The sequence below is a fragment of the Glaciecola sp. KUL10 genome (assembly GCF_003203515.1).
Taxonomy (GTDB): domain Bacteria; phylum Pseudomonadota; class Gammaproteobacteria; order Enterobacterales; family Alteromonadaceae; genus Glaciecola.
In genome coordinates this window covers 39,840-63,467 of record NZ_BGNG01000012.1, presented here as the reverse complement: position 1 = coordinate 63,467, position 23,628 = coordinate 39,840, and the positions used below count along the sequence as shown (strand labels likewise).

The 23,628-nt window shown below is 40.7% G+C and carries 11 protein-coding genes; 4 read left to right on the top strand and 7 right to left on the bottom strand.

The genetic code is table 11. The features are described from left to right. Positions 1-37: 37 nt before the first annotated feature. From recD to recC, 3 genes are read right to left on the bottom strand one after another with little or no spacing between them, the layout of a single operon-like run. The gene (recD, locus tag KUL10_RS16285) at positions 38-1,927 is read right to left on the bottom strand and encodes an exodeoxyribonuclease V subunit alpha (protein WP_110430012.1); all 1,890 of its coding nucleotides are present in this window, start codon (positions 1,925-1,927) and stop codon (positions 38-40) included. Further along, positions 1,924-6,009: a UvrD-helicase domain-containing protein gene (locus KUL10_RS16280; protein WP_110430011.1), complete on the bottom strand. Its 4,086-nt coding sequence runs from the start codon at positions 6,007-6,009 to the stop codon at positions 1,924-1,926. The genes recD and KUL10_RS16280 overlap by 4 nt, the downstream gene beginning before the upstream one ends. A 42-nt stretch (positions 6,010-6,051) precedes the next feature. Then, a complete protein-coding gene (gene recC / locus KUL10_RS16275) occupies positions 6,052-9,480 on the bottom strand; it encodes an exodeoxyribonuclease V subunit gamma (protein ID WP_110430010.1) in 3,429 nt (1,142 codons plus the stop codon). Positions 9,481-9,638: 158 nt separating this feature from the next. On the opposite strand from recC, the gene KUL10_RS16270 reads away from it, so the two are divergent. After that, complete coding sequence (locus KUL10_RS16270) at positions 9,639-10,145, top strand: DUF3087 domain-containing protein (protein ID WP_110430009.1); 507 nt, start codon at positions 9,639-9,641, stop codon at positions 10,143-10,145. On the opposite strand, the gene KUL10_RS16265 is transcribed toward KUL10_RS16270, so the two are convergent. The 4 genes from KUL10_RS16265 to dgt all read right to left on the bottom strand — a co-directional run bounded on the left by KUL10_RS16265 (position 10,115) and on the right by dgt (position 16,957). After that, a complete protein-coding gene (locus KUL10_RS16265) occupies positions 10,115-11,131 on the bottom strand; it encodes a GGDEF domain-containing protein (RefSeq protein WP_110430008.1) in 1,017 nt (338 codons plus the stop codon). The two genes, KUL10_RS16270 and KUL10_RS16265, sit on opposite strands and share 31 nt — an antisense overlap. 160 nt (positions 11,132-11,291) lie before the next feature. Beyond that, positions 11,292-14,414, bottom strand: coding sequence for an efflux RND transporter permease subunit (locus KUL10_RS16260; protein WP_110430007.1), 3,123 nt, complete (start codon positions 14,412-14,414; stop codon positions 11,292-11,294). Positions 14,415-14,417: 3 nt separating this feature from the next. Further along, positions 14,418-15,485 carry an efflux RND transporter periplasmic adaptor subunit gene (locus tag KUL10_RS16255; RefSeq protein ID WP_110430006.1) on the bottom strand — a complete coding sequence of 356 codons (1,068 nt, stop codon included), beginning with the start codon at positions 15,483-15,485 and terminating at the stop codon, positions 14,418-14,420. Between the two features lie 44 nt (positions 15,486-15,529). Then, positions 15,530-16,957, bottom strand: coding sequence for a dGTPase (gene dgt, locus KUL10_RS16250; RefSeq protein WP_110430005.1), 1,428 nt, complete (start codon positions 16,955-16,957; stop codon positions 15,530-15,532). A 333-nt stretch (positions 16,958-17,290) separates the two neighbouring features. Between dgt and KUL10_RS16245 the strand changes: the two genes are divergently transcribed. The 3 genes from KUL10_RS16245 (at position 17,291) to KUL10_RS16235 (ending at position 23,594) form a co-directional block, all read left to right on the top strand. Next, entirely contained in the window at positions 17,291-20,308 is a 3,018-nt protein-coding gene (locus KUL10_RS16245) for a TonB-dependent receptor (protein WP_110430004.1), read from the top strand. Positions 20,309-20,545: 237 nt separating this feature from the next. Further along, entirely contained in the window at positions 20,546-22,081 is a 1,536-nt protein-coding gene (locus tag KUL10_RS16240; RefSeq protein WP_255417700.1) for a tryptophan halogenase family protein, read from the top strand. 1 nt (position 22,082) lies between these two features. Beyond that, on the top strand, positions 22,083-23,594 hold the full coding sequence (locus KUL10_RS16235; RefSeq protein WP_110430003.1) for a tryptophan halogenase family protein: 1,512 nt from the start codon (positions 22,083-22,085) through the stop codon (positions 23,592-23,594). Positions 23,595-23,628 lie beyond the last annotated feature (34 nt).

Here is a 23,628-nt window from a genome sequence, read left to right as displayed (position 1 = left end):
ACATCAGAAGTCAGTAACCAAGCTGACTTCTGATATTTTAATTAGCACTAAGCTCCAAACAATACCGCAACATCGTATCCCTCTGATTCGTCCGATTTAAGCTCTGCATTAATACCTGCTTTGTTGCAACTATATCTACCTGTTGTTTTGCTCTTGTAACACCGGTGTATAGTAGTTCTTTTGTACAAGCTTCACTGTTACCAAAAGGTAAGATAATCAGAACTGTGTTGTATTCACTGCCTTGTGTTTTGTGAATCGTTAGTGCAAATGCACTTTCAAATTTTGGTAAGCGGTTAATACTTAGTTCGAGTGGGGGAGCATTTTCTCGTTCGATGACCGCAATCAGTTCTTTAGCTTGGGACTTACCATGTTGTTTATCCCAAATCACGCCAATGTCACCATTATGAAGGTTATTTGAATAGTCATTTTCAACAATAATAATGGCTTGTCCATGAAACAAATTGATTTCGTTAACGTACGCCGGTAACGAGCACAAATGTTGGCAAATTCGCTTGTTTAGGCCTTCGACCCCATATTTTCCTTTTCTAACAGGCGAAAGCACTTTAAATTTCCCCATTTCATTTAGCAGTTCTTTTGGGGATTTTGCTGATACAAGTGCTTGTTGGTATTCATTTAGCAAAGCACTTATTTTACGCTGAAGCTCATTGTAGAAGTCACTTTCAGAACAGTCGTGTTTGCTAATTAAAGAATTGTGTTGTCCAGCAAGGAGGTCGTCCAGTTTCTTGAAGTCTTGTTGAACAATTGAGCTTGCTAGTTTGTTGACTGATTGATTAGAACGTCGGTTCTGCTTAAGAGTAACGATATGGTCATATGCACTGCAACTTGAAGGTTGTAAGTCATAACGACAAAACTGTTTTATGAACGTTTGGTTTTCATCAGACATTTTGTCATCGCTATCACGGCAAAGGTCACTCAAAAGGTTTCCTGCTTCTACAGAGGGAAGTTGGGCCGTATCGCCAACCAAGATAATTTGAATTCCTGGTTTACAGGCTTTTAGCGTCTTGGTAAATAACGCGACATCAACCATCGAAAACTCATCTATGATTAAGATGTCACAGGCAATTTTCCGTTGCTCATTTTTAAGTGTGCTGGTTTTTCCAATCGATGCACCAAGTAATCTGTGTAATGTAATTGATTCTGGTGAAAGCACTCCGACAATATCACGGACCAATTTTTCTTCATGCTTTGCCAGAGAATTGAAGTTTTTTGACAAAGATTCACTGAGACGTTGAGCAGCCTTACCAGTGGGAGCTGCTAGTTGAATAATCTTGTTTGGAAAAAAGTGTGTCAGGAGCACTAAAATTCGAGCAATAGTATGTGTCTTACCTGTACCTGGGCCTCCATTTAGAATCATGAACGAATGTCTAAGCGCATTTGCCGCAGCGATCGCTTGTAAGTCAATTGATGACTGGATAGGAAATAAGTCATTGAAAAGGTCTTTGCCACTTTGTTCGATTTGGTTTAAGCCAAGTGTTTGTGTACTCAAATTACTGATATAACGGGCGATGTCTTGTTCGTATTGGTAGTAACGTTGAATAATTATCTTATTGTCGATAACAATATAGGGAATGACTTCATTCTGTTGACTTGTCCATTGTTCAAAAATAGCCAACAGAATATTTGATTCGGGCATACATATGCCTGCTTTGAAATCGATTTCTAATTCGACTAAATCACCATGGGGGGCTGAAGCAAACAATCTTTGATTGGCTATTTTTTCAATAGGAAGACAGGTGTTTCCTTGTTGTAAATGCTGATGCGTACTCAGCAACAACGCAAAGAGAATATCCTCATTTTCGTTATTACCACTGGCTGAGTAGGGGTAATACGTGAGTATTCTATCTACTAAGACAGCTTCTGATGCACTGACTCCCGCAAATGACTTAATACGCGTTTGCCAATTCATGGTGTACTTCCATTATCTGTAAATACACTATCTAAACCTTGCCATGTCGCGGCACTCAATGGCGTTTGGTATATGCCAGTACCAAGTGGGAATCTGGGAGACATGCCACGTAGAAAGAGGTAGTAAACACCACCGAAATGTTGAGAACGCTCATAATTTTCTCCCAAACGATGACTTAAAAAACGGTCGAGGGCCCAACTGTAAATGAGATATTGCAAGTCATACAGATGGGATTGTATTGCATGTTGCATATGCTCTTTTTGATAATCGCTAGCATTATTTCCCACATGGTTAGATTTGTAATCGGCAACGTAAAATTTTCCATTGTACTCAAAGAGTAAGTCAATAAAACCATGCATCATTCCATTAAGATCGGCATGGTAGATTGAGAAAGGTAGGGCTTTTTCTCCTGAGACCTCTCGACGGTGAAGCTGCATCAACTTAATCAAATCACGCGTGTTGATTGAGCTTATGGGGAAGTAAAACTCAGGCTCTTTTAGGATATGTCCTGTTTTAAGTGAGTTGAGTGTACATAGTGTTTCACCTGTTTGATGGGTCATCGATGGTAAAGGGGTTGAGATAATTTCATTTAACCAGTTGTTCAAAGCAACAATATTACAGCTTCGATTACCTGATAAATAGTTGGTCAAATGCTCGTTTGTGTGCTCAATCTTGAGTGTTTTTTCTTCGCTGAAGTCGTGATCTTCCAATAGGTTGTGCAACAAATTTCCCGTATCAGCGCTTCTTTCTATTGAAAAACGCAAATCTAAGTGACTCGCACTTTGACTATCTTCAACAGTGTGCTTTTTGGAATCGCCCTTATCATCAGACTTTCCTTTATCTCCAAGATCTACATGTGCGCTTTGTTTACTGACTTTCGAAAATGAAGAGAGTTGCCAAACGCTATCAGTATTACCTAAAAAAGTTGAGCTAAGCACTTGTTCATCAAGCATCTCATTGTATACCGGGTCTTTTTCAATAAAATCTTGAGTTTCTGTTGCATTTTGATTGTCTTCAGTTTGGTATTTATCTAATGCAAATATGGAGGGCTCTTTTAGTGCCAAAGCTGCCAAAGTTGATAAAAGGTATTCGGATAGTTTCCGATGTATATGTTTACTCGTTCTTATATCAGACGTTTGATTTAAAAGGGCTTTTTCTTCTTTATTGATAATTTGCTTGGCGACAAGATCAAATAGAGGTGATTTCACCAACAAGCTAAATCGACCGACGCCCAAATAACAACGATGAATCGCACGAGTAATTCCCACATATAGCAAACGCATTTGTTCTTCTTCCCACTCTTTTTGCTGAGCGTTCGCTGCGGCTCTGTCAGTGCCAATTTGTACCTCAACTTGTTTACTTTCATTTGTGGAAATCTTAGTAAATTGGCAAAGGTGATCTGAGCGATAGTTCTGAGGATCAAAACCTGCAAACGGAATAAAGACAATCGGATACTCCAGACCTTTTGAACCGTGCAAAGTCACGATTTTTACGAGTTCATCATCTGACTCTAAACGCTGATGAGTTTCTTCTCCATCATTGTTTTGTCGTTCATCGGAGTAATCAGGAATCTGTTTTTGCAACCAGTTGAGCAACTGATAAGCATGCTCAGTTACTTTACTTTGAGTGTTTAGTAACTCTGCCAAGTGAGTGTAGTTGGTGAGGATACGCTCATTGGTACTATACCGGTTTTGTAGTCTAAAGTGCTGCTTAATCAAATGGTTAATGAGGGCAAATATACCTTTGCGTTCCCACATTTTCCGCAAGTCAAACAACATGTTTTTTACGTGGTCAAATAAGTGGTTATCACCCTGTAATTTGACAAGTTGCTGGGGACGATAGCCCAGAAGATCGGTGCTAAGTGCCCTAAAGAATTTCTGATTGTGGTTAGCGTGTAAGATACCATCAAGCGCAATTAATAAAGACTTGGCTTCTTTACTTTCATATATGTTGGTTTTGGAGCTTAGATACACAGAAGGAATACTTAGGTTTCGTAATTCGGTTTGCACTGTTTCAGCTTCGCCCTTTGCCGCAACCAGCACGGCGATATCTTTCAACTCAACCGGCTGACCATCTATTTTAGCTTGCTTACACAGACGGCTTATCTCTTGTGCGAGCGCTTTAGCCTGATCAGTTTTGTATTTTGATTGACCCAGTGGCTTTTCATTTTCATACAAAAAGAGATCGTTGTGATGTACCGTTTCGTTAATCTGAAAAACAAGCGCTCCCTTCTTGCTATCGACTAAGCCCGTCAAAGAGTCATCGACCGCTTTTGCGCCGGAATAAATCCAGGGGTAGCTAATTTCATCGCCAAACACAGGGTTTGAATTTAGGGTATTTGAATCACTTTGTCTTATGACCGTTGGAGTGCTTTTGGTCTCACTGACCTGACTTTGATCTTGCTGGCTTTGTGGTAGCAATGCCTTGAGATTCGCTATCGATAGTTGCTCGGGTAAGATGCTTTGCCCATAAAATAATATGTTGTAAGCATCAATCATTGCCTGGCTTGATCTAAAGTTATGCTGCATTGAATACTTTGGGTAAGCATTTTGATAGGCGCTGAGATAAGTATTGATGTCACCACCGCGAAACCCATAAATGGCTTGCTTGGGATCACCGATCATGACAAGCAAATGGTGTGTACTGTCTTTGGGGTAGCACCTTGAAAAAATTGAAAATTGAGCTTTATCAGTGTCTTGAAATTCATCAATTAGTGCATAGGGGTAATGATGCTGAATGTAGTTAATTACCGTTTCATTGTTTTGACTGACCGCACTAGATAACTGGTGAATGGTATCGTCGTGGTCAATCACGCCTAGTTTTTCTTTTTTTAGATGAAGGTTACTTCTGATTTCTTCAATTGCTTTTTTAATCAACGAATACTGTGATCGTTTAACTTGGTTTTGGGCTTCATTTTCAAGCTTAACGAGCTGCTTCTGAAATGTGATAATTTGCTTTAAGTCAGCTTCGTACTGAGTGCTGAACTCAACTAGAGTATCTCCCAACGCGACAATTTGATTGGCATATGTTGTAATTAAACGCTTATCCTCTAAAGCAGCAAAATATTTTTTCGCAATCGTCGTTTTTAGTGGTTTCGTAAACTTTGTTTTGGCACCCAGTAATAGCACATCTGAGAACAACCAACTTTCGATGGTTTGAAAGTAATCAAGCATATTGCTATCAGCTTGCTCATTTAAAACAGCGTAAATCGCTTGTTTAAAATCGGCAATCAACGAACAAGTACTTACTAGTTGTTCATCGATAACTTGCTTTTTTAACGCATTTAACTTTTTGCAAAGGTTCTCAAGTTCATTTTGTGTTGCTGTGATTTCGTGGTCAAAGCCTTGATCTTTTTCAGGGATAAGTGTTAATGGTTTAAAGCCTTCTATCGCCCCTTTAAATTCAAGATAGAAGCGACTAGGCTTAATCAGCCCAAGCGTTTTTAGTACTTCAATTATTTCAGTATTTGATTGATTGCGCCTAAACCAATCTTGTACTTCTTCTATGCTATACGGCGCACTAGAATGAACAATTTCAGGTGAAAAGGCCTGTTGGCTCATAAAGGCAGTTTGCTTTATGACGCGCTGACAAAAACTGTGAATGGTAAAAATTGACGCCTCATCCAGATAGAGAGCTGCTTTCTTCAGAAGCAATTTTGCTTCATTTTTATTGTGTTCAAAGCGCTTCTCCACTAAGTCTTGAGCACTTAGTGGAGAAGCATCCGGTGCTGATGCGCTCGGTATATTGGCAATCATTTCTACAAATAAGCCTTCGAGCGTGTCGGGTGAGTTAGATAACTGAAACAACAATTCATTGGTTTGCGAAGCGATGCGGCCTTTTAATTCTTCAGTTGCTGCTTTTGTGTACGTCACAATTAATATTTTTTCGACAGGCGTGCGTTTTTCAAGCAGTAGCTTTAGAAAAATACGCGTAATATTGTAGGTTTTACCCGTGCCTGCACTTGCTTCGATAATTTGCTGCCCGTGCAAGGGCATGTGGCTAATATTTAGGGGTTTTACCTCAGTTTTGTTCACTTTACGCTCGGCTTGATAAGATGTTTGTTGTGCTTCATTACTCTGCATCTACGTCACTCATTATTTCTCTTTTAATCATTAACAACACGATTAAGAAAATGCCACGGGAAAATAGTCATAAAATACACGTGCTATCTGATCGATTTCACGCCTTGTCAACGCCACTCCACTTGGGAACATGTAAGATAAATATTCATTTTGTTCTGTTGATTCAATCAGGGTAGCTGTGATTTTTTCTGCGAGCTCTATTTTTACTTCGTCCTGTGCTCGCTCAGTCACAAAAGCTTTAGTCAAAGTTTTATTGACCAACGCTCCATGATGCGTATGGGCAACTATAGGCACTTTCATGCCTTGAATATAGGTTGATATTGTTTGTTCTATTTGATGATAACAACAGTCGTAGCTAAAGTTTTCATCATTTAAAGAGACAGTAATGACCTTAGCTTTCGGTTCTGTTTTGCGTTTTCCTGTAATGAACTTTTGATATTCACTGCGTAAGTTTACAATGTCGATGTATGAAAAATCACTCTGCCCATTACTAATGCAATCTTTACCCATTTGCAGCCTTTTTATAGCGTGCTGTAATACAAACTCAAGCACCATAGATGGTTTATACGGTCGAGTTAAAAAAACCTTACTATTTTGATATTCATCCACTGGCATCGCAGCATGAATGATTAGCTTATGTGAAGTTTTTTCGCATGCATGCTTGTTCTGTTCTAAATTTATCTCAAACTTGAAATCTTTGATTGTGTAACTTGTATTTACGCTCGTTATATCCTCTGGAATACACTGCTGAACTATTTGATAAAGGCGCTTATCAATTAATTGTCCGCGAGTTAACGCAGGCAGATCTCCTGTCTGAAATAGCCGCTCATAATTTTCTTCAAATGACTGAGGCTCCATTCCGACGGCAGACTCTAAAATAGACTTATTGATTTCATAGCGCGTCAACCCTGATATATCAAAAGGTTCGACATCTCCTTGGGCATCAACATAGTGCTCAAATGATAAATGCAGATGCTGATTCGCAAAGGCGGCAAGCGGGTCATCATAAAATCTAACCAGCTCCTCTACTGAAATGCGTAAGGGTAAATTAAACTCACAATCATCTAGTGGTTCATATTCAGCATTTTGATTAGCAACCTTTAGCCAAGCGTTAGCAAATGACGGGCGATTTGCCCAAACGGGTGAGTCGAGCGCAGACGCATTAAATGCTTTGTGGCTAAAAGGTTGGAGAGGATGTTGGTAAACTGGTCTGCAATCGAATGCTTGCGACAAGTAATCCATAAATTCGCGCAGCACTAAGCTCGGCTCTCTATCAGTATTGTTCTTTAAGCTTTTTCCTTGATAACTCAAATACAAATACTGACGTGCAGAAATGATAGCTTCTAAAAACATATAACGGTCTTCGTTTCTGCGTGAACGGTCGGTTTCCAGCTTGTTGTCTTGGGACATTAAATCAACACTTAAAGCTTGACTCGTGCGGGGAAATACACCGTCGTTCAAGCCCAAGATACAAACTACTTTAAAGGGAACACTGCGCATCGGTATCATTGAACAAAACGTTACTTGGCCCGTGTTAAATTGGTTAAGAGGATCGGGTTTAGACAAAACACTATTGATTGCTTCTCGGGCGACACTCAAGCTCACCACTTCATTATAAAGAGCCTTGTGCACGTTAGCGTTGATTTGCTCAATTGCACGTTTTATTGCAGCGACAGCTATTTGGTCATTATCATCATCAAACAGCTTATCTAAAATTTCAATTTGCATAAATTCAAGCCACTCAGGCATGCTTTTATCTAAAGTTAAACCATTATGTATATTTTGAAGACTCTCGATAAATAAGATGAGCTTTCCTAGTACCTGTATACTTTGGCCTTCTACGCAATCAAGCATCGCGAAGGGGAGTTCATTACCTTGTGAATCAGAAAACAGAGCTGATTTCAATAAACGCGCTAACCCCCAGTCCCACGTGTATATATCATCGGTATTTTCGGTATTAATAATTGTTGCTTTATGCCTGCCATCTCTTCCCCAATAGATATTTGCACTTGCTATCCACAACTCGCAGAGTGCAACCTCCTCTATATCTAAAGCGAAACGTTTTTGTACGCTTTCAATATGCAAATAATCAATCAACGACGTCACACTAAATCGACTATCGGGTAACTTCAGCATATCCATAAACATACTAACGAGCGGATTTGCATCAAGTGGAGAACGATCAGCAATTGAGCATACTAACTGTGGGTTATCAGAACGTTGATCGTCATGTACATCCCTAAACACACTCTTAACATAGGGTGCGTAATCTTCTACTGCCGGACACAATACGATAATGTCGTGCGCATAAATGCATGCTTGACTGTCATTCTTCATCATATGAAGTAATTGGTCATGTAAGACTTGAATCTCGCGTAAATGGCTATGGCAACTATGAATACTAACTGAGTTGTCTTCAGATAACGTTCCGGCTACTCCAGTTTTTGCATGCAGTAAATCTTGCTGAATCGCTTGTAAGAGATTTGTTGGTTGTGTGCTAAATTCATTCTCAAAGTCTTGAAAGAGCGCATTGTCAGTGAAATCAGGATAGTCTATTTGTTGGAGTTGCTTAAAAAGCACTCTACCTTGCGTTCCTAAGTTGGCCAGTAAGCTATTTGCTGAGTCCTCGTCTAATAAATTATTCATGCCTGCTTTAAGCATGTTGTGAAGCTTGGCTTTCTCTGATATCAAATCACCCCAAAATTCGACACAAGGATTAAGGTGAAAAAAGTAAATTTCGATTTCCTCGGCGATTTTGTTGAGTAAGCTTAGTTGCTGAGGACTGAGTGCATTTACAACAAAGATATAAAGTACTTTAGGCAAGTCATGAGTACCCGCAGTATACTGCTCAATAGCTTGTTCGATAATGCTCGCCGGGTGATTGGCATTTCCTTTTTGTGCAGCTTGATCAACTTGAAGCCTTTGCCATAATAGCTTTTGCCAGGGTTCTAAAACGTCTGCTATTGAGTTTTCATTGGTAAAAACACGCTGGTTTTGTTCCCATGCTTTAAACCAATGCGGTCGAAACTGCATATATTGCTCAAACACATCTGCGGTGTTTTGAGCGAGCAAAAAGCGAGCGCGTTTTGTGTCATTTGCTGATTGCCAGTATTGGTTTGCGGCTGCTGCATCTTGATGTTCAATAAAGCTCGGTGATTGTAATATTTGTTCGATTCGCCAGACTAAAATTTCGCGTTTATAAAGTGATTCCTTGGGCACGGCTTCATCACCCAGAATAAGGCGACAAATTGAGTATATGCCGCGAGAGACAAGTGGAAAGTCAATATTCATGGATACGCCAAGCTTTTTGGCAATCCCCATGTTGACATAGTGCTTCATACCCTGGCTATCAACCATTACTTGAATAGGCGTGAACAATGCTGAAACCGAGTCTGTTTTTTGATGTCTTATTAATTCAGCAATGACGGTAAGTAAGTGCTCTTGGCGGTTTGATGGCACGATATTGAACATTAATTAGCCTGTAGTGTTTTTCTTATTATTAAAATGTCACAGCGATCTTAAAATCTTGAAATAGTTTTGCAAGTTGTCCTCCATACTCAAGAGTTTTAAGTTAGACTGCAAGCTTAATTTCTGATAACAAGCACCTTTTAAAGGCAGACATACAAGCTATGAAGTTAATTGAAATTGATAAGGCTAGATATCGCAAGCATCTCAATGTTGTTATTGTGGTTTGTATTGTCGTATTTGCTTCTTCCAGTTTAGGTCTTTCTCAATTGTTAATTGCACTTTACCCCGATCCTTCAGGCAGTCATTTTCATTGGAATTTAACCGGCGTCATCGTGTCTGCTATTGCGATTGGTTTCACACTCAATAAATACCGTACACACCCGTTTATGAAAGAAGTGACTTATGTTTGGGAACTCAAACAAACACTTAATAAACTCACCCGTAAAATGCGTAAATTAAAAGAGGCGGCTGCAAAAGGTGACGTTAATGCAATGGTTGCAATTAACTATAGCTATGCAGGTTCAAGGCTTTTATGGGAATTAGATGACAATACGATCATTATGGACCAACTAGCTATTGATCAAGCAGAGCTTGATAGATTAGCCGTAAAGTTCAACGTAAGGCTCGATCACAATGACTATGAAGAAACTATTTTGAATGGGTTTTGAATTTTAAAATTGCATTGGGCCGCAATTACGTTATTGCGCCCACAGTCTTTTGCCTGATAGAGCGCTTTATCTGCTCTTGCTATCCATTGGGCGATCGTTTCGGATTCATTTAGCTGTGCTATACCGCCTGACGCAGTGATGACTTTGTCGTTAATATGCGGCCAATTAGACGCTTCAATATCTTTTAGTAAATTTTGAGAGATGGTTACGCCATTTAAAAGCTCTGTTTTTTCAAGAATGATTACAAATTCTTCGCCACCGTAACGAAAGGCTTCATCTTTACCTCGAATGCCCAGCTTCAATACATTTGCAAATGCGCTTAATACTTGATCACCCGTTACATGACCAAATTCATCGTTTATAGATTTAAAAAAATCAATGTCGATGACTAACAAACAGTATTCAATCGGCTGTTTTTTTCGAGTCTCTTCGATAACCTGTAATCGTTCATCGAGCGCTCTTCTATTGCCAAGTGAAGTTAATGAGTCAGTAAATGCACTATTTCTAAGTTGATGGTTTTTACGTTGCATTTTTACTGAAAATGCATAAGCGAAGGCATAGGTGAGAATAAGCGTGGCAATTGCAGTGCTCAAATGTATGGGAGCCAACACTGAATAGACGAAGACAATCACTACTGCCAATATAATACCAGCAACCAGTGCTGCAATATGAGCACTTAGCATATAAAAGATTGTGGCCAGAGTTGGATAAGCCCAAAACAATTGGTCCGCACCCTTTAGGTAAATCGTTCCCAACAGCGTCATCGCACTCAAAACTGAAAGCATCCAACGCGCAAAACTGGTTTTTTTCGTTAAAAAGACTTGAACAAATACGGTTAGTGTCACGAGGGTAGCGGTAATGTTAAGCAATGCTATTGGGTAGTCTTGCTGCATAAGCCTTAATATGCAAAAAGGTATTAGGCATGCGCTAATTGTGCCGCTTATCAGCAGTATAATTAAGGTATCAAACGAATAGTTGGTTTTCATGATGGATGCCCGAGCTTAGCTCTGTTGTTTTTATATCACATCGTTGTGTTTATCCGTTCTTAGCACGCTCCTTTAGGCTGTTTAAAAAACAACCAGCAACAGCAGGATAGCTCCAATTGTATTTCGATGCAAGGCATTGATACAAACACGAGAAGCAAATTTAACTACGCCTCAATTTTTGTCGCAAGTTTTCACCCAACATTAACAGTGCTGGCGTTAACAAAAGAGTTAAAATAGTTGCGAATGTTAACCCTCCTGCGATAGTGCTGGCTAAGGCGGTCCACCATTGAGCTGAAGGTGCGCCAACAGTAATATTTCTATCTACAATATCTATCGTCAATGCAAATACCATGGGAATCAAACCTAATATGGTGGTAACTGAAGTTAGCAGCACAGGTCTAATACGCTGAGCAGCCGTTCTTAATATTGCTTCTTTGATGGTTTGTGACCGAGACTTTAGATCGTTGAACGTATCAATTAACACGATATTGTTATTGACAACAATGCCTGCTAAAGCAATCACGCCAAGGCCGCTCATCACGACCCCGAAAGCCTCATTAGAAACCAGTAGTCCAAGGAGTACACCAGCAGTAGAAAATACGATTGCACTGAGCACGACAAACGCTTGATAGAAGCTATTAAACTGAGTGAGTAAAATAATTAACATGAAGAATATCGAGCCAATAAAGGCTGTACTTAAAAATACAATCGCTTGTTGGGTGTCCTCATCCTGTCCTTTGAAGTTCAAAAAGATACCTTGCGGCAATGGGTTTTCTGACAAGGCTTGTTTAACTTGCTTCACTAAGTCGTCTGCCAGCATGCCTTCTTTGATATTAGCTTTTATCGATAGGGAACGCGTGCCATCTGTGCGCTTGAGTACACCCACTTTTGCAGCGGGTTCTATTGTCACAAAGTTAGAAATAGGTACCGCTCCATTTGCAGATGGAATCCTCAGTTTATAAAGCTGTTCAATATTGCGATACTCAGGCGGGAACCTTAGTCTAATTTCAACTTCTTCTTCTGCGTCATCTGGCCTGTATTCGGCCAGCAAGGCGCCATTGGTAATTAGGGTAACAGTATTTCCAAGCAAGGTTACGTCGACGCCAAAAACAGCTGCTCGTTCTCGGTTGACAATGAGTCGCCATTCTATACTTGGCAAGGGGCGGCTATCTTCAATATCAACAAAGCCATCAATTGAACTCATTATCCCCAACATATGCTCAACACCTTCAACAATATTACTAGTGCCTTGCGAACTCACGTTCAGTTGGATAGGTTTACCAGTGGAAGGCCCTGAATCAGGTTCTCTAATTTGTATCTTGATACCTGGGATGTGTGCTGTTTTATCCCTGATTACTTTGCTTAGCTCTTTTGCAGTAGGGCGAACCTGCCAGTCAGTCAATTCTAACTGAATAATGCCAATTACATCTTCGGGAATGTCATCTTGAGATTGAGAACCTCCGCCTAAGGTGCGTGTGTACACAGATTTGAGGTGGTCTAAGTTCAACAAAGTGTGCTCAACCTCTGCCACTAATGCATCGCGTTCGTGTATTGAAAGGTCGCCTCTCGCTTGAACTTGTACCTGTAAAAATTCAGGTTCAACACTGGGGAAAAACTCCAAACCTTTTCCGAAAAATATATAAGAAGTGTAGGCAACAAACAACGCAGCAAGTGCCCCCATCGCCGTTTTTGCAGGGTGATTTAATACGGTATTTAACACGGATAAGTAATGCGCAACCCACCCAGAAATGTCCTCAAGATTGCCATCTTCTGCTGCCTTGATGGATTTTGATTCATTTGTTTGTTTGTTGGCTTTCCTTTTTACAATTAGGCTGCCTAAAACGGGAATAAATATAAGAGCCATTAGTAGTGAGGCTAGCAGCGTAATAATCACGGTTAAGGGCATGAATTTCATAAATTCACCAACTAAACCGGGCCATACCAATAGAGGAAAAAATACAGCAAGTGTTGTTGCTGTGGAAGCAATTATCGGCCATGCCATGCGTTTTGATGCGCTGGCGAATGCTGTTTTAGCCGACTCTCCTTCATCCAGCTTTCGGTCTGCGAGTTCAATCGTCACAATTGCACCATCAACCAGCATACCAACTACTAAGATTAGGCTAAATAAGACAACGATGTTAAGCGTCATACCAAAAAAGTAAATGACCACCATTGCCGCTAAAAACGAGCCTGGGATCGCAGCGCCGATTAACAGGCTAGGGCGAAAGCCTAAAACAGCAATGATCACAATCATCACTAGCACAATTGCACTGATCACATTGTTTTCAAGGTCGCCCAGCATCGTTTTGATTTGTTCAGATTTATCCTGCAAATAACGCACTTCTAAAGTACTTGGAAATTCTGCTTTTGCTTGTTCTACGATTGCGCGAACTTGAGCGATCGTCTCGATAATATTGGCACCTGTGCGCTTGGATACTTCAAGTGCTAATGCGTTTTCTCCTTGAATGCGCGCCAAGCTATTAGGGTCCTTGAAGCTTCTTCTAATTGACGCAACATCGTCAAAGGTTACGATGATATTACCGACCTTTTTTACAGGTAATGATGCTAGGTCTTGCAGGTTTTCAATAACGCCCGGCACTTTGAATACCATTCGTCCTGCTTGGTCATCAATGGCGCCCGCAGCAACGAGTCTATTGTTTGCGCTAACGAAGTTTAGGACTTCAGTAAATGATAAGTTATACGTCTCTAGCGCTTGCGGATCGATGAGTACTTCAAGTAACTCTTCTCTATCGCCGCCGATATCTACTTCAAGCACACCCGATAAAGATTCAATTTCTAATTTAAGTCTTTGCGCAATGTTTAAGAGTGTGCGCTCGGGAACGGGACCTGAGAGCACAACAGTGAGCACGGGAAACAAAGAAACGTTAACCTCGGTGACTCTTGGCTCGTCGCTACCTGGTGGAAGCTCAGCTTTTGCAAGGTCGACTTTTTCTCGTACATCTAATAAGGCTTTATCAGCATCAAATCCGGCGTCAAATTCCAACGTAACTGAGCCAAAGCCTTGTGCAGCCGTCGACCGCATTTCCTTTAAGCCTTCGATACTTTTGAGTTCTTTTTCCAATGGTCTTACAAGCAATCTTTCAGCATCTTGAGGTGCAATACCTTCATAATTCACTGAAGCATAGATGATGGGAATAGCGATATCAGGTTCAGCTTCTTTGGGGATATTTATGTAGGCGCCAAACCCAGCCACTACCAATACCAAAAACACTAAAGCAACAGAGCGTTGTCGTGCAAATGCGGCGTCAATTATTTGATTCATTGGCTATTTCGCAACTTGAGTATCGGATAAAATGGCTTTTACTTTTACGCCGGCTTTTACAAAACCTTGTCCAGACACAATCAATCTTAAGTCTTCGGGCAGCCCGACAACATACGCGCCTTTACTATCAGATTGCACAATGTCTACTGGGTAAAATTCGACTATGTCTTGTTCAGAAACGGCTCGCACACCAATTTCACCATTTCCACCTAAAACAAATAGGGAAGGGGTCAAATAATGCGTTGTTTTTTGTGAAGCTAAAAGTTTTACCGTGGCACTGACGCCAGCCCGAAGTGCTTGTTCACGATTATTCACAGCAACTTCAACTTTAAATGTCCTAGTTTGCGGATCGGCTTTTGGCGCAATATAGCGTACTTTCCCGACTACATTTTCGCCTGATGCTAGTTCAATTTGTGCATCCATACCAAGCATAAGGTCATTCACTTGTTGTTGGGCAACTTGGGCTTCAATAATCAATGTTTGGGTGTCGATCAGCGAAGCAATAGTATCCCCAGACTTAACAAAATCGCCAAGTTCAAGATTGATTGACTGAATAAACCCTGAAAAAGGCGCATTTACTTGTGTATGTGATATTGCAAGCTTTATTCGTGCAATCGAGGCCTTTGATGATTGTACACTTGCATAAGCTTGCTCTAGTGCGCTTTGAGCTTGGTATTGTTGCTTGGATAATTTATTTAGTCTTTCATATTCTAGTTCACGTGCAGCGAGCAAGGCATTTTGTTCGTCAAGTTGCGCTTGAAAATCTTGTAAATCAAGTCTAGCAATGGTTTGATCTATACTGACAAATGTTCCTTCTTTGATAGGGAGTTCTGTTACTTCTCCTTCAATTTGGGCCTTTAAGGATATTTCCCGATTAGCAACGGACTGTCCTTGGACATGAATAAAAAATGGCGTCAATTGCGCTCGTCGATTTTCAACTTTGACAGCAAATAGCTCATTACTGACTTCTTCGGCGCTGCTCGCAGTTGATGAATCGCCAAACACACCACTCAGCATCCAAACAAATAAGACAAATACGCAAGTAAATGCGATGATATAAGAGCGGTTCATATAGTTTTTGGGTACCTTAAAAAATGCTGTTCAACAAGGGGACATTAATTACTCACGAACATATGTTTGTATTCGTCATGAGCAAACTGGTCGGTCATGCCGCTGATATTATCCTGAATCAAACGACATCGGAAATAAAACTCTAACTCATCGCTAGTTTGAGCGGTAATTGCTTTTTGATATGCCTTAACGTGCTTGTTTGGCAGTTTTTTAAACATTCGACTAGCAATTAAAGGAGCACCTTTTTGTTTTTTCTGCACTGCTTCAAATTTGCTACGTGAAAGCTGCAATATTGGCTTGTAGCAGTCGAGTAAGCCACTGATTATTCGGTAACCTTGTAACTCCATTGCTTCTACTTCTTTGTGACAAAACGCATGTTTTATCGCCACTCTTTTAAATGATTCTGAGAGCGCATGAGCGTGTGATCGATCTTCTAATAAGGCTTGATTCAAACTGCCTTCGTAGCACCTTTCTAAATTGTCGATAAACCTAGAAGCAGAGTGCTTGACCAAGGGATGTATGCACTTTACACGCATGACAATGAAAAATTGACTGCTGGCAGAAATTGTATCATTGGAGATTGAATTGAGTGCTTGCTCGGTAAAATTATTCATATTGATTGAACCATCTGCAAGCCCAAATTCTCTACAAACATCATTGAATTCTTGGTTTAGCGCTTCGACGAGTTGAGTGACGCTTATAATATCTTTTTCTACTGCATCTTCTAAATCCGCTAAGCAGTAACTGATATCATCAGCTGCTTCCATGATGTAAGAAAGCGGGTGGCGATGCCCCTCATTAATGTATAAATGATCGCACAGTTCTGACACATAGGCTTTTTCACTAAAGTAATAACCTACTTTCTTTTTGAGATAACTGAGTTCATCATCCTTATCGGGTTTCACTGAAGTGCCGCAGCGAGTGTATTTCATCACCCCTGCAACTTGAGTATAGGTAAGATTGAGTTGCAATAGGCTGTGAATAATTCTGATAGCTTGTGCATTGCCTTCAAAGCCACAAATATCGTTTCGTAACGCGCTGTCTTCAAAATGATGTAATTCGTCGATATTGTTTTCAAACCAGTCGTTAATAGCCTGTTCGCCAAAGTGTCCAAAAGGCGGGTTGCCAATATCATGCATTAAACACGACATCTCTACGAGGCTTTCAATGTGTCTGTCATAGCCATATAAACCAGATTCACGAAGTTTATCTTGCTGTCGAAGCATCTTAAATATAGTTTGTACAATAAATCGACCCGTTTGTTGTACTTCCAAAGAGTGTGTCAGACGACTTCTAACTGCAGCATTGCGCTCAAGCGGAAAGACCTGAGTTTTTTGTTGAAGCCTTCTAACCGCAGCGCTGTTAATAATTCTTCCTCGGTCGCTTTCATAATCAAACGTAAGCGATTCAAGCGTTCTATCTTTAGTATTGAATTCTCGCTTACTGGTAATTTTTTTATCGAAAGACTGCATATACCTGTTTCTAATTAAATTTTTCTTAATCCTACAAGAATTAAATACCGAAACAAACCAGCAAAACAAAAGAAAGCCCCTAAGTTGGCTTTGTCCTAAAGCGTCTCAATTACAATAAAAAATAACTAAGATATTGAAAATTAAAACAAAAAGCATGTTTTTGTAAAATATTTGTAAAAAAACTGTTGACCAATATAACTGAAATCGTTTACATTTTTGTAAGCGCTTTCAGCAATCTTTTTATTTTGGGTTTTATGAAAGCGCTTTCATGCCAAAAGGTGCACACACAATTATTCGGGACATCAGTTGGCCACAAACTGAAACGAGGGAAACATGAAAAATACACGTCAAAACTTTAACAAAACCAAACTGGCGACTAGTTTATCGCTAGCGCTTGGTGCTGCCATGTTAGCGCCAACCGCAATGGCACAAACAAACGATGATTCAACTATTGAGGTCATTCAAGTTTCTGGGATTAGAGCAAGTATTCAAGAATCAATGGGCATCAAACGTGACTCACGTGGTGTAGTAGATGCTATTTCAGCAGAAGATATTGGTAAATTTCCAGATACAAATTTAGCTGAGTCACTGCAAAGAATAACAGGTGTTTCTATTGATAGAAGCAACGGAGAAGGCAGTAAAATTACAGTGCGTGGTCTTGGTCCTGGCTTCAACATGGTTACATTAAATGGACGAACCATGCCTGCAGCGTCTATTCCAGGTGGTGGTGGCACACCAAATTCGCGTGCGTTTGATTTTGCAGATCTAGCGTCTGAAAGCGTTCGCTCAGTTTCAGTTTTTAAGACGGGTAAAGCGAGTATTGCTTCAGGCGGTATTGGTGCGACAGTTGATATTCGTACTGCGCGACCTTTTGATGCAAATGAAACCGGTGTTGTTGCCTCAATAGGCGCAAAAGCATTACATGACACTACAAATCGAGTGGGTGATGATGTAACACCAGAGTTATCTGCATTCATTAACTTTTTAGATGAAGATCGTACATTTGGTGTCACATTTACCGGTTCGGTTCAAGAACGCAACAGTGGTTCTACTCGCGCATTTGTCAATCAGTGGCGTGTGAACCCATATGATGGCTCAATTCCTCAATCGCCAGATGTTGCAAATAACCCTGCTTCAGGACCCGCTGTTGTAGTAAACAACGCACCTGCTCTTGGCGCTTTATTTGCGATTCCCTCAGATCTTCGATATGCGCAATCAGATCATGAAAGAACGCGAACCAATGCCCAATTAACTGTTCAATTTGCTCCAAGTGATGACTTAGAAGCAACCTTAGACTATACATATTCGAAGCAAGATATCTTTCAAGCTCGGGCAGAACAATCGATTTGGATGGATGATTCATACTTCACTGAGTTAACATTTGATGATAATCCAAATGTTGCTGCGCCCGTGCTGATTCAACAAGAACGCCGTGATTTACTACCTCGTGATTTGGGCTTAGCGGTTCAAGAGCAAAACCAAATCAACGAAAACAAATCCATTGGTTTTAATGTTAAATATATAGCAAGCGATGATTTGTCGTTTGAGCTTGATGTGCATGATTCATCAGCTGAAGGGCGTCCAAATGCACCTTACGGTACTTGGGTTAATGCTGGGTTAGGCGCTAATATCTCAGCGGCACAAGGCGTTGACTTTAGAGGTGACTTCCCAATTATGACCGTGCAGTTTGACGATGAAGCTCGCGGTAATTTAAATCCGAATGGTGCGCTTGACCAAAACGATATTGGTACTTCAATCCTAGACATGAACTTTAATCAGCAAGAAACTGACATTACTCAAATTAGAGCTGAAGGTCGATACGAGCTAGAAGACGGTGGCATTAATTTTGGTATCGAATCGCGTTCAATGGAAAGCACATCATTACAGTCTTTGACACGTCAGACGATGGGTAACTGGGGGATAGAAAACCCGGGTGAATTACCCGCAGGCGTAACCGAACTCTTTAACTTTGCAAGTGCATTTGATGATTTTAATACATCAGGTATTTTTGCTCAGGGTATTACCGCGCGAGCTGCAGATATTGGTCGTTTTGCTGCGCAAGCCTATGGCTTTGCCTTTGAAGCTAATAATCCATTTGCTACTAACCGAACAATTAAAGAAGATATTACGGCGGCGTTCGTTGAATTAGACTGGCAAGGTGAGATAGGGGATATGCCATATAACCTACTTACAGGCTTCCGCTATGAAACAACAGACGTGACTTCTATCGCAAATATCTCGTTACCAAGCGGTATTGCATGGGAAGGTAACAATGACTTCAATGTTAGGTTCGGTGATCAGCTAGAAGATGTTTCAGTTGAAGCAGATTACGATCACTTCTTGCCGAGTTTAGACTTTGATATCGAGATCAAAGACAACTTGATTGCTCGTTTTTCTTACAGTAAAACTATCGCACGTGCTAGCTATAATAACCTAAGTGCCGCTGCATCTGTTGGTTCTCCGAGTGGCCCAACGTTAACAGCGGGTAATGCAACCGCGACGGCTAGTTCTGGTAACCCTGCATTAGTTCCGTTTGAGTCAGATAATTTTGATTTGTCACTAGAATATTACTTTGATGATACCAGTTATATTTCTGCTGGGTATTTCCAAAAGCGTGTTAAAAACTTTATCGGTAATGACCAAGTAATTGAAAATGTCTTTGGCCTACGTGATGCGACAGCTGGACCTCGTGCTCAAGCCGCACTTGCTGAATTAAATCGTTTAGGCATATCCGTGAATGATACAAACTTGTTCAACATGGTTGCTGCGATGGAAAATGGCATTGCATTTGATTCACTTTCGATTGAAGAATTTGAAGCTCGCTTTGATATTCTTCCGAACGCAGATGATCCTTTGCTAGAGTTTACCGTTGCAAAACCAGTTAACAACCAATCTGAAACAATTAAGGGTATCGAGATTGCTGCTCAGCATTTCTTTGCAGATACCGGCTTTGGTGTTCAGGCAAACTATACTGCTGTAGACAGTGGCGCTGAGTTTGATTTGGCTGCGGATCCTTCAGTGACTCAGTTTGCTTTAGTTGGGTTAAGTGATACTGCAAACCTTGTTTTGATGTACGAAAAAGAAGGTATTCAAGCGAGAATCGCATACAACTGGCGCGATAAATTCCTTGATACAGCGACTGCGTTTAGAAATGAACCAGGCTTTACTGAAGCAACGTCACAAATTGATTTCAACGTATCTTATGACGTTAATGAAGACCTAACTGTATTCTTCGAAGGTATAAACATCACCGAAGAAAACCAACGTCGCCATGGTCGTTCAGAGCGTTTATTATGGACGCTTGATCAGCTAGGTGCTCGATACGCTGTAGGTGCAAGATACCGTTTTTAAGAGGTTGTGTCCTAGTTGCCGCTTAGTTTATGTGTGAGCTGCGCGGCAACGCCCCTAAAGTAAAGCAGCGAGTGTGAACGTTGCTTTATAAAACAAAAAGCCTAGCTGAAAGCGTCAGTACTTGTTCCCGTATTGACGGTTTTACTGGGCTTTTTCTTTTATTTCTTTAATGCGTTTAGGGCTCTACACATCAGAATAAAGTGTTAGCATATCCAAATTAAATATAGGAGATTAGACTTGATTGAGCATGTCGTAATTGTGGGGGGTGGAACGGCTGGGTGGTTATCTGCTGGAATGATAGCCGCAAATAAGCATAAATACTCAAACTCAACACCCAAGATAACGCTTATTGAATCTCCTAATATTAAGACACTGGGGGTTGGAGAAGGAACTTGGCCTTCTATGCGTAACACTCTTCAGCAAATTGGTATCAACGAGCGTGAGTTTATTAAAAGCTGCAACGTCAGCCTTAAACAAGGGTCTCAATTTAAAGGTTGGCGTGATGGGAGTATTCAAGATAGCTATTATCATCCTTTTATCACGCCACCAGGTTATTACGAATGTGATTTACATACGCATTGGCAATCGCTAGCCCCTGAAATGCCTTTTGCAGACTTTGTGAGTGTACAAAGTTGTGTGTGTGATCATAAAAAAGCACCAAAACAATTCGCAACGCCAGATTATGCGGGGGTAACAAATTATGGGTATCATCTTGATGCGAGCAAATTTGCCGAATTACTTAAAGACCATTGTACCGATAAATTAAACGTCAACTATATTTGCGATGACGTTATCGGGGTTAATACTGACGACAATAACAATATTACTTCGCTAGTGCTGGCCAAGCATGATGAGCTTCATTTAGATCTTGTTATTGACTGCTCGGGCATGCATAGCTTGTTAATTGATAAGCATTATGGAGTAGAGTTTCAACGATGCGATGATGTTTTGTTCAATGACTCAGCGCTTGCGACTCACCTTCCTTATTCTGATGATAACGAGCAGATTGAATCTGCAACCGTGGCAACTGCTCAAGAGGCAGGGTGGACATGGGATATAGGTTTGCAAACTCGAAGAGGAGTAGGGTACACATACTCTAGTCGTCATAGCACTGACGAACAAGCTGAGCAGGTGCTAAGAGATTACATTCGAAAAACAAGTAACGATAGATTAGCCCAAAGTGTGGATGTTCGAAAAATCTCGTTTACGCCAGGGTATCGAAAGCAGTTTTGGGTGAAAAACTGTCTTGCAGTGGGGATGTCAGCGGGCTTTTTTGAACCGTTAGAGGCATCTGCCCTTGCTATGGTAGAGTTGTCGCTAACGATGTTAACCGAAGAATTTCCAGTTGATCATAATCACATGACAATGCTAAGTGAGCGTTTTAACAATAGATTTACTTACCGTTGGCAACGCGTCGTTGACTTTCTTAAGCTTCACTATTTGTTTAATACTCGTGATGAACCCTATTGGGTAGATGCAAGAGATGACCAAAGTACGCCAAACTCGCTTAAACAATTATTGCAAATCTGGCAATATCAAGCGCCAAATCGTCACGATTTAACTCAAAATGAGGAGGTGTTTCCGTCGGCGAGTTACCAATACGTGTTGTATGGCTTGGGTTTTATACCTAAAGTGAGCAAAACGCTAAGTTTAGCGCAACAACAACAAGCTCAACGTTTGTTTCAGCAAAACAGAGAAAATCAATCGCGGTTTATTCAAGCCTTGCCGGGTAATCGTGAATTAGTAACACACATTAAATCAAAGGTTGCGTAGTATGAATCAATATCAATCTAATCCTCAAAGTGTTAAGCGTGTCGTTATTGCCGGTGGTGGAACGGCAGGGTGGATGACCGCTGCGTGTTTATCAAAACTAATTGGTAAGAATATTGATGTCACACTGGTTGAATCTGACAATATAGCCACTGTGGGTGTGGGGGAAGCAACAATTCCACCGATTCGAACACTGCATAAACTGTTAGGTATTAACGAACAAGAATTTATCCGCGAAACAAACGCGACGTTTAAACTTGGGATTGAGTTTTCAAATTGGCGCGAGAATGAGCATAGTTACATTCATTCTTTTGGGATGACTGGCAAAGAGTGTTGGGCCGGTGAATTTCATCATTTTTGGCTGCGAGGCTTAGAAAAAGGAATTACTCATGATTTTGGCGATTACTGTTTTGAGTTACAAGCTGCAAAACAAAACAAGTTTGGTATTTCAAATCAGCAAGCGATAAATTTTGCATATCATTTAGATGCGACTGCCTATGCGAAATATTTGCGCAAGTTCAGTGAAGCACTGGGCGCTAAACGAGTCGAAGGCAAAATAAAGTATGTGCAAAAGCATCCACAAAACGGCTTTATTTCTGCTTTAGCCTTAGAAAGTGGCGCTATCATTGAAGGCGATTTATTTATTGACTGCACCGGGTTTAGAGGGCTGTTGATTGAACAGGCTCTGCATACTGGATATGACGATTGGTCACACTGGTTACCATGTAATACAGCAGTGACAGTACAAACCCAAAACACCAAACAACCAATACCCTATACAAAGTCTATTGCTCATGAGGCAGGTTGGCAATGGCGTATTCCGCTGCAACATCGCATGGGAAATGGTCTTGTGTTTTGCAATAGTTTTATGGATATTGATCAAGCGACAGAGAAATTAAGAACGTCTGTTACTGGTAAAATGATAAATGAACCTAGACAGATTAATTTTCTGACCGGTAGGCGTCGTAAAGGATGGAATAAAAACTGTGTAGCAATTGGTTTATCTTCAGGTTTTATCGAACCTCTTGAGTCAACGAGTATTCATTTGATCATGACCGCAGCGGTTCGTTTGATGAGGCTTTTCCCCTATTCGGGTATTACTCAATCGACTGTAGACGAATACAATAATAAGCTAGACAGTGAATTAAACAGCATTCGCGACTTTATTGTCATGCACTACAAAGTTACTAATCGCCAAGATACTGAGTTTTGGCGTCACTGCAATGCAATGGAAATCCCTGATACTCTGCGACATAAGCTTGATTTGTTTAAAGAAACAGGCCGTGTCTTTTTGGATGATGGCGATATTTTTCGTGTTGATTCTTGGACCCAAGTACTGATGGGGCAGGGAATGTACCCTCAACAATATCATCATATTGCAGCGGAAATGGATGACAATGAACTGGTTCGTTTTTTGAATGCAATTCGAACACAAGTGATGCAGTCGGTTGCACAACTTCCAAGCCATGCAGATTTTGTTAATCGCTATGCCAACGCGATTGATAAAGCGTCTTGATGACGGGCTTTAATATTAATGCGGAATGTTTAGC

Excerpts from the sequence above, each read along its gene's own strand:
- KUL10_RS16255 (WP_110430006.1), bottom strand. The coding sequence starts at position 15,485 with ATGAACCGCTCTTATATCATCGCATTTACTTGCGTATTTGTCTTATTT.
- KUL10_RS16245 (WP_110430004.1), top strand. The coding sequence starts at position 17,291 with ATGAAAAATACACGTCAAAACTTTAACAAAACCAAACTGGCGACTAGT.
- KUL10_RS16235 (WP_110430003.1), top strand. The coding sequence starts at position 22,083 with ATGAATCAATATCAATCTAATCCTCAAAGTGTTAAGCGTGTCGTTATT.
- KUL10_RS16270 (WP_110430009.1), top strand. The coding sequence starts at position 9,639 with ATGAAGTTAATTGAAATTGATAAGGCTAGATATCGCAAGCATCTCAAT.
- recC (WP_110430010.1), bottom strand. The coding sequence starts at position 9,480 with ATGTTCAATATCGTGCCATCAAACCGCCAAGAGCACTTACTTACCGTC.
- dgt (WP_110430005.1), bottom strand. The coding sequence starts at position 16,957 with ATGCAGTCTTTCGATAAAAAAATTACCAGTAAGCGAGAATTCAATACT.
- KUL10_RS16260 (WP_110430007.1), bottom strand. The coding sequence starts at position 14,414 with ATGAATCAAATAATTGACGCCGCATTTGCACGACAACGCTCTGTTGCT.
- recD (WP_110430012.1), bottom strand. The coding sequence starts at position 1,927 with ATGAATTGGCAAACGCGTATTAAGTCATTTGCGGGAGTCAGTGCATCA.
- KUL10_RS16265 (WP_110430008.1), bottom strand. The coding sequence starts at position 11,131 with ATGAAAACCAACTATTCGTTTGATACCTTAATTATACTGCTGATAAGC.
- KUL10_RS16280 (WP_110430011.1), bottom strand. The coding sequence starts at position 6,009 with ATGCAGAGTAATGAAGCACAACAAACATCTTATCAAGCCGAGCGTAAA.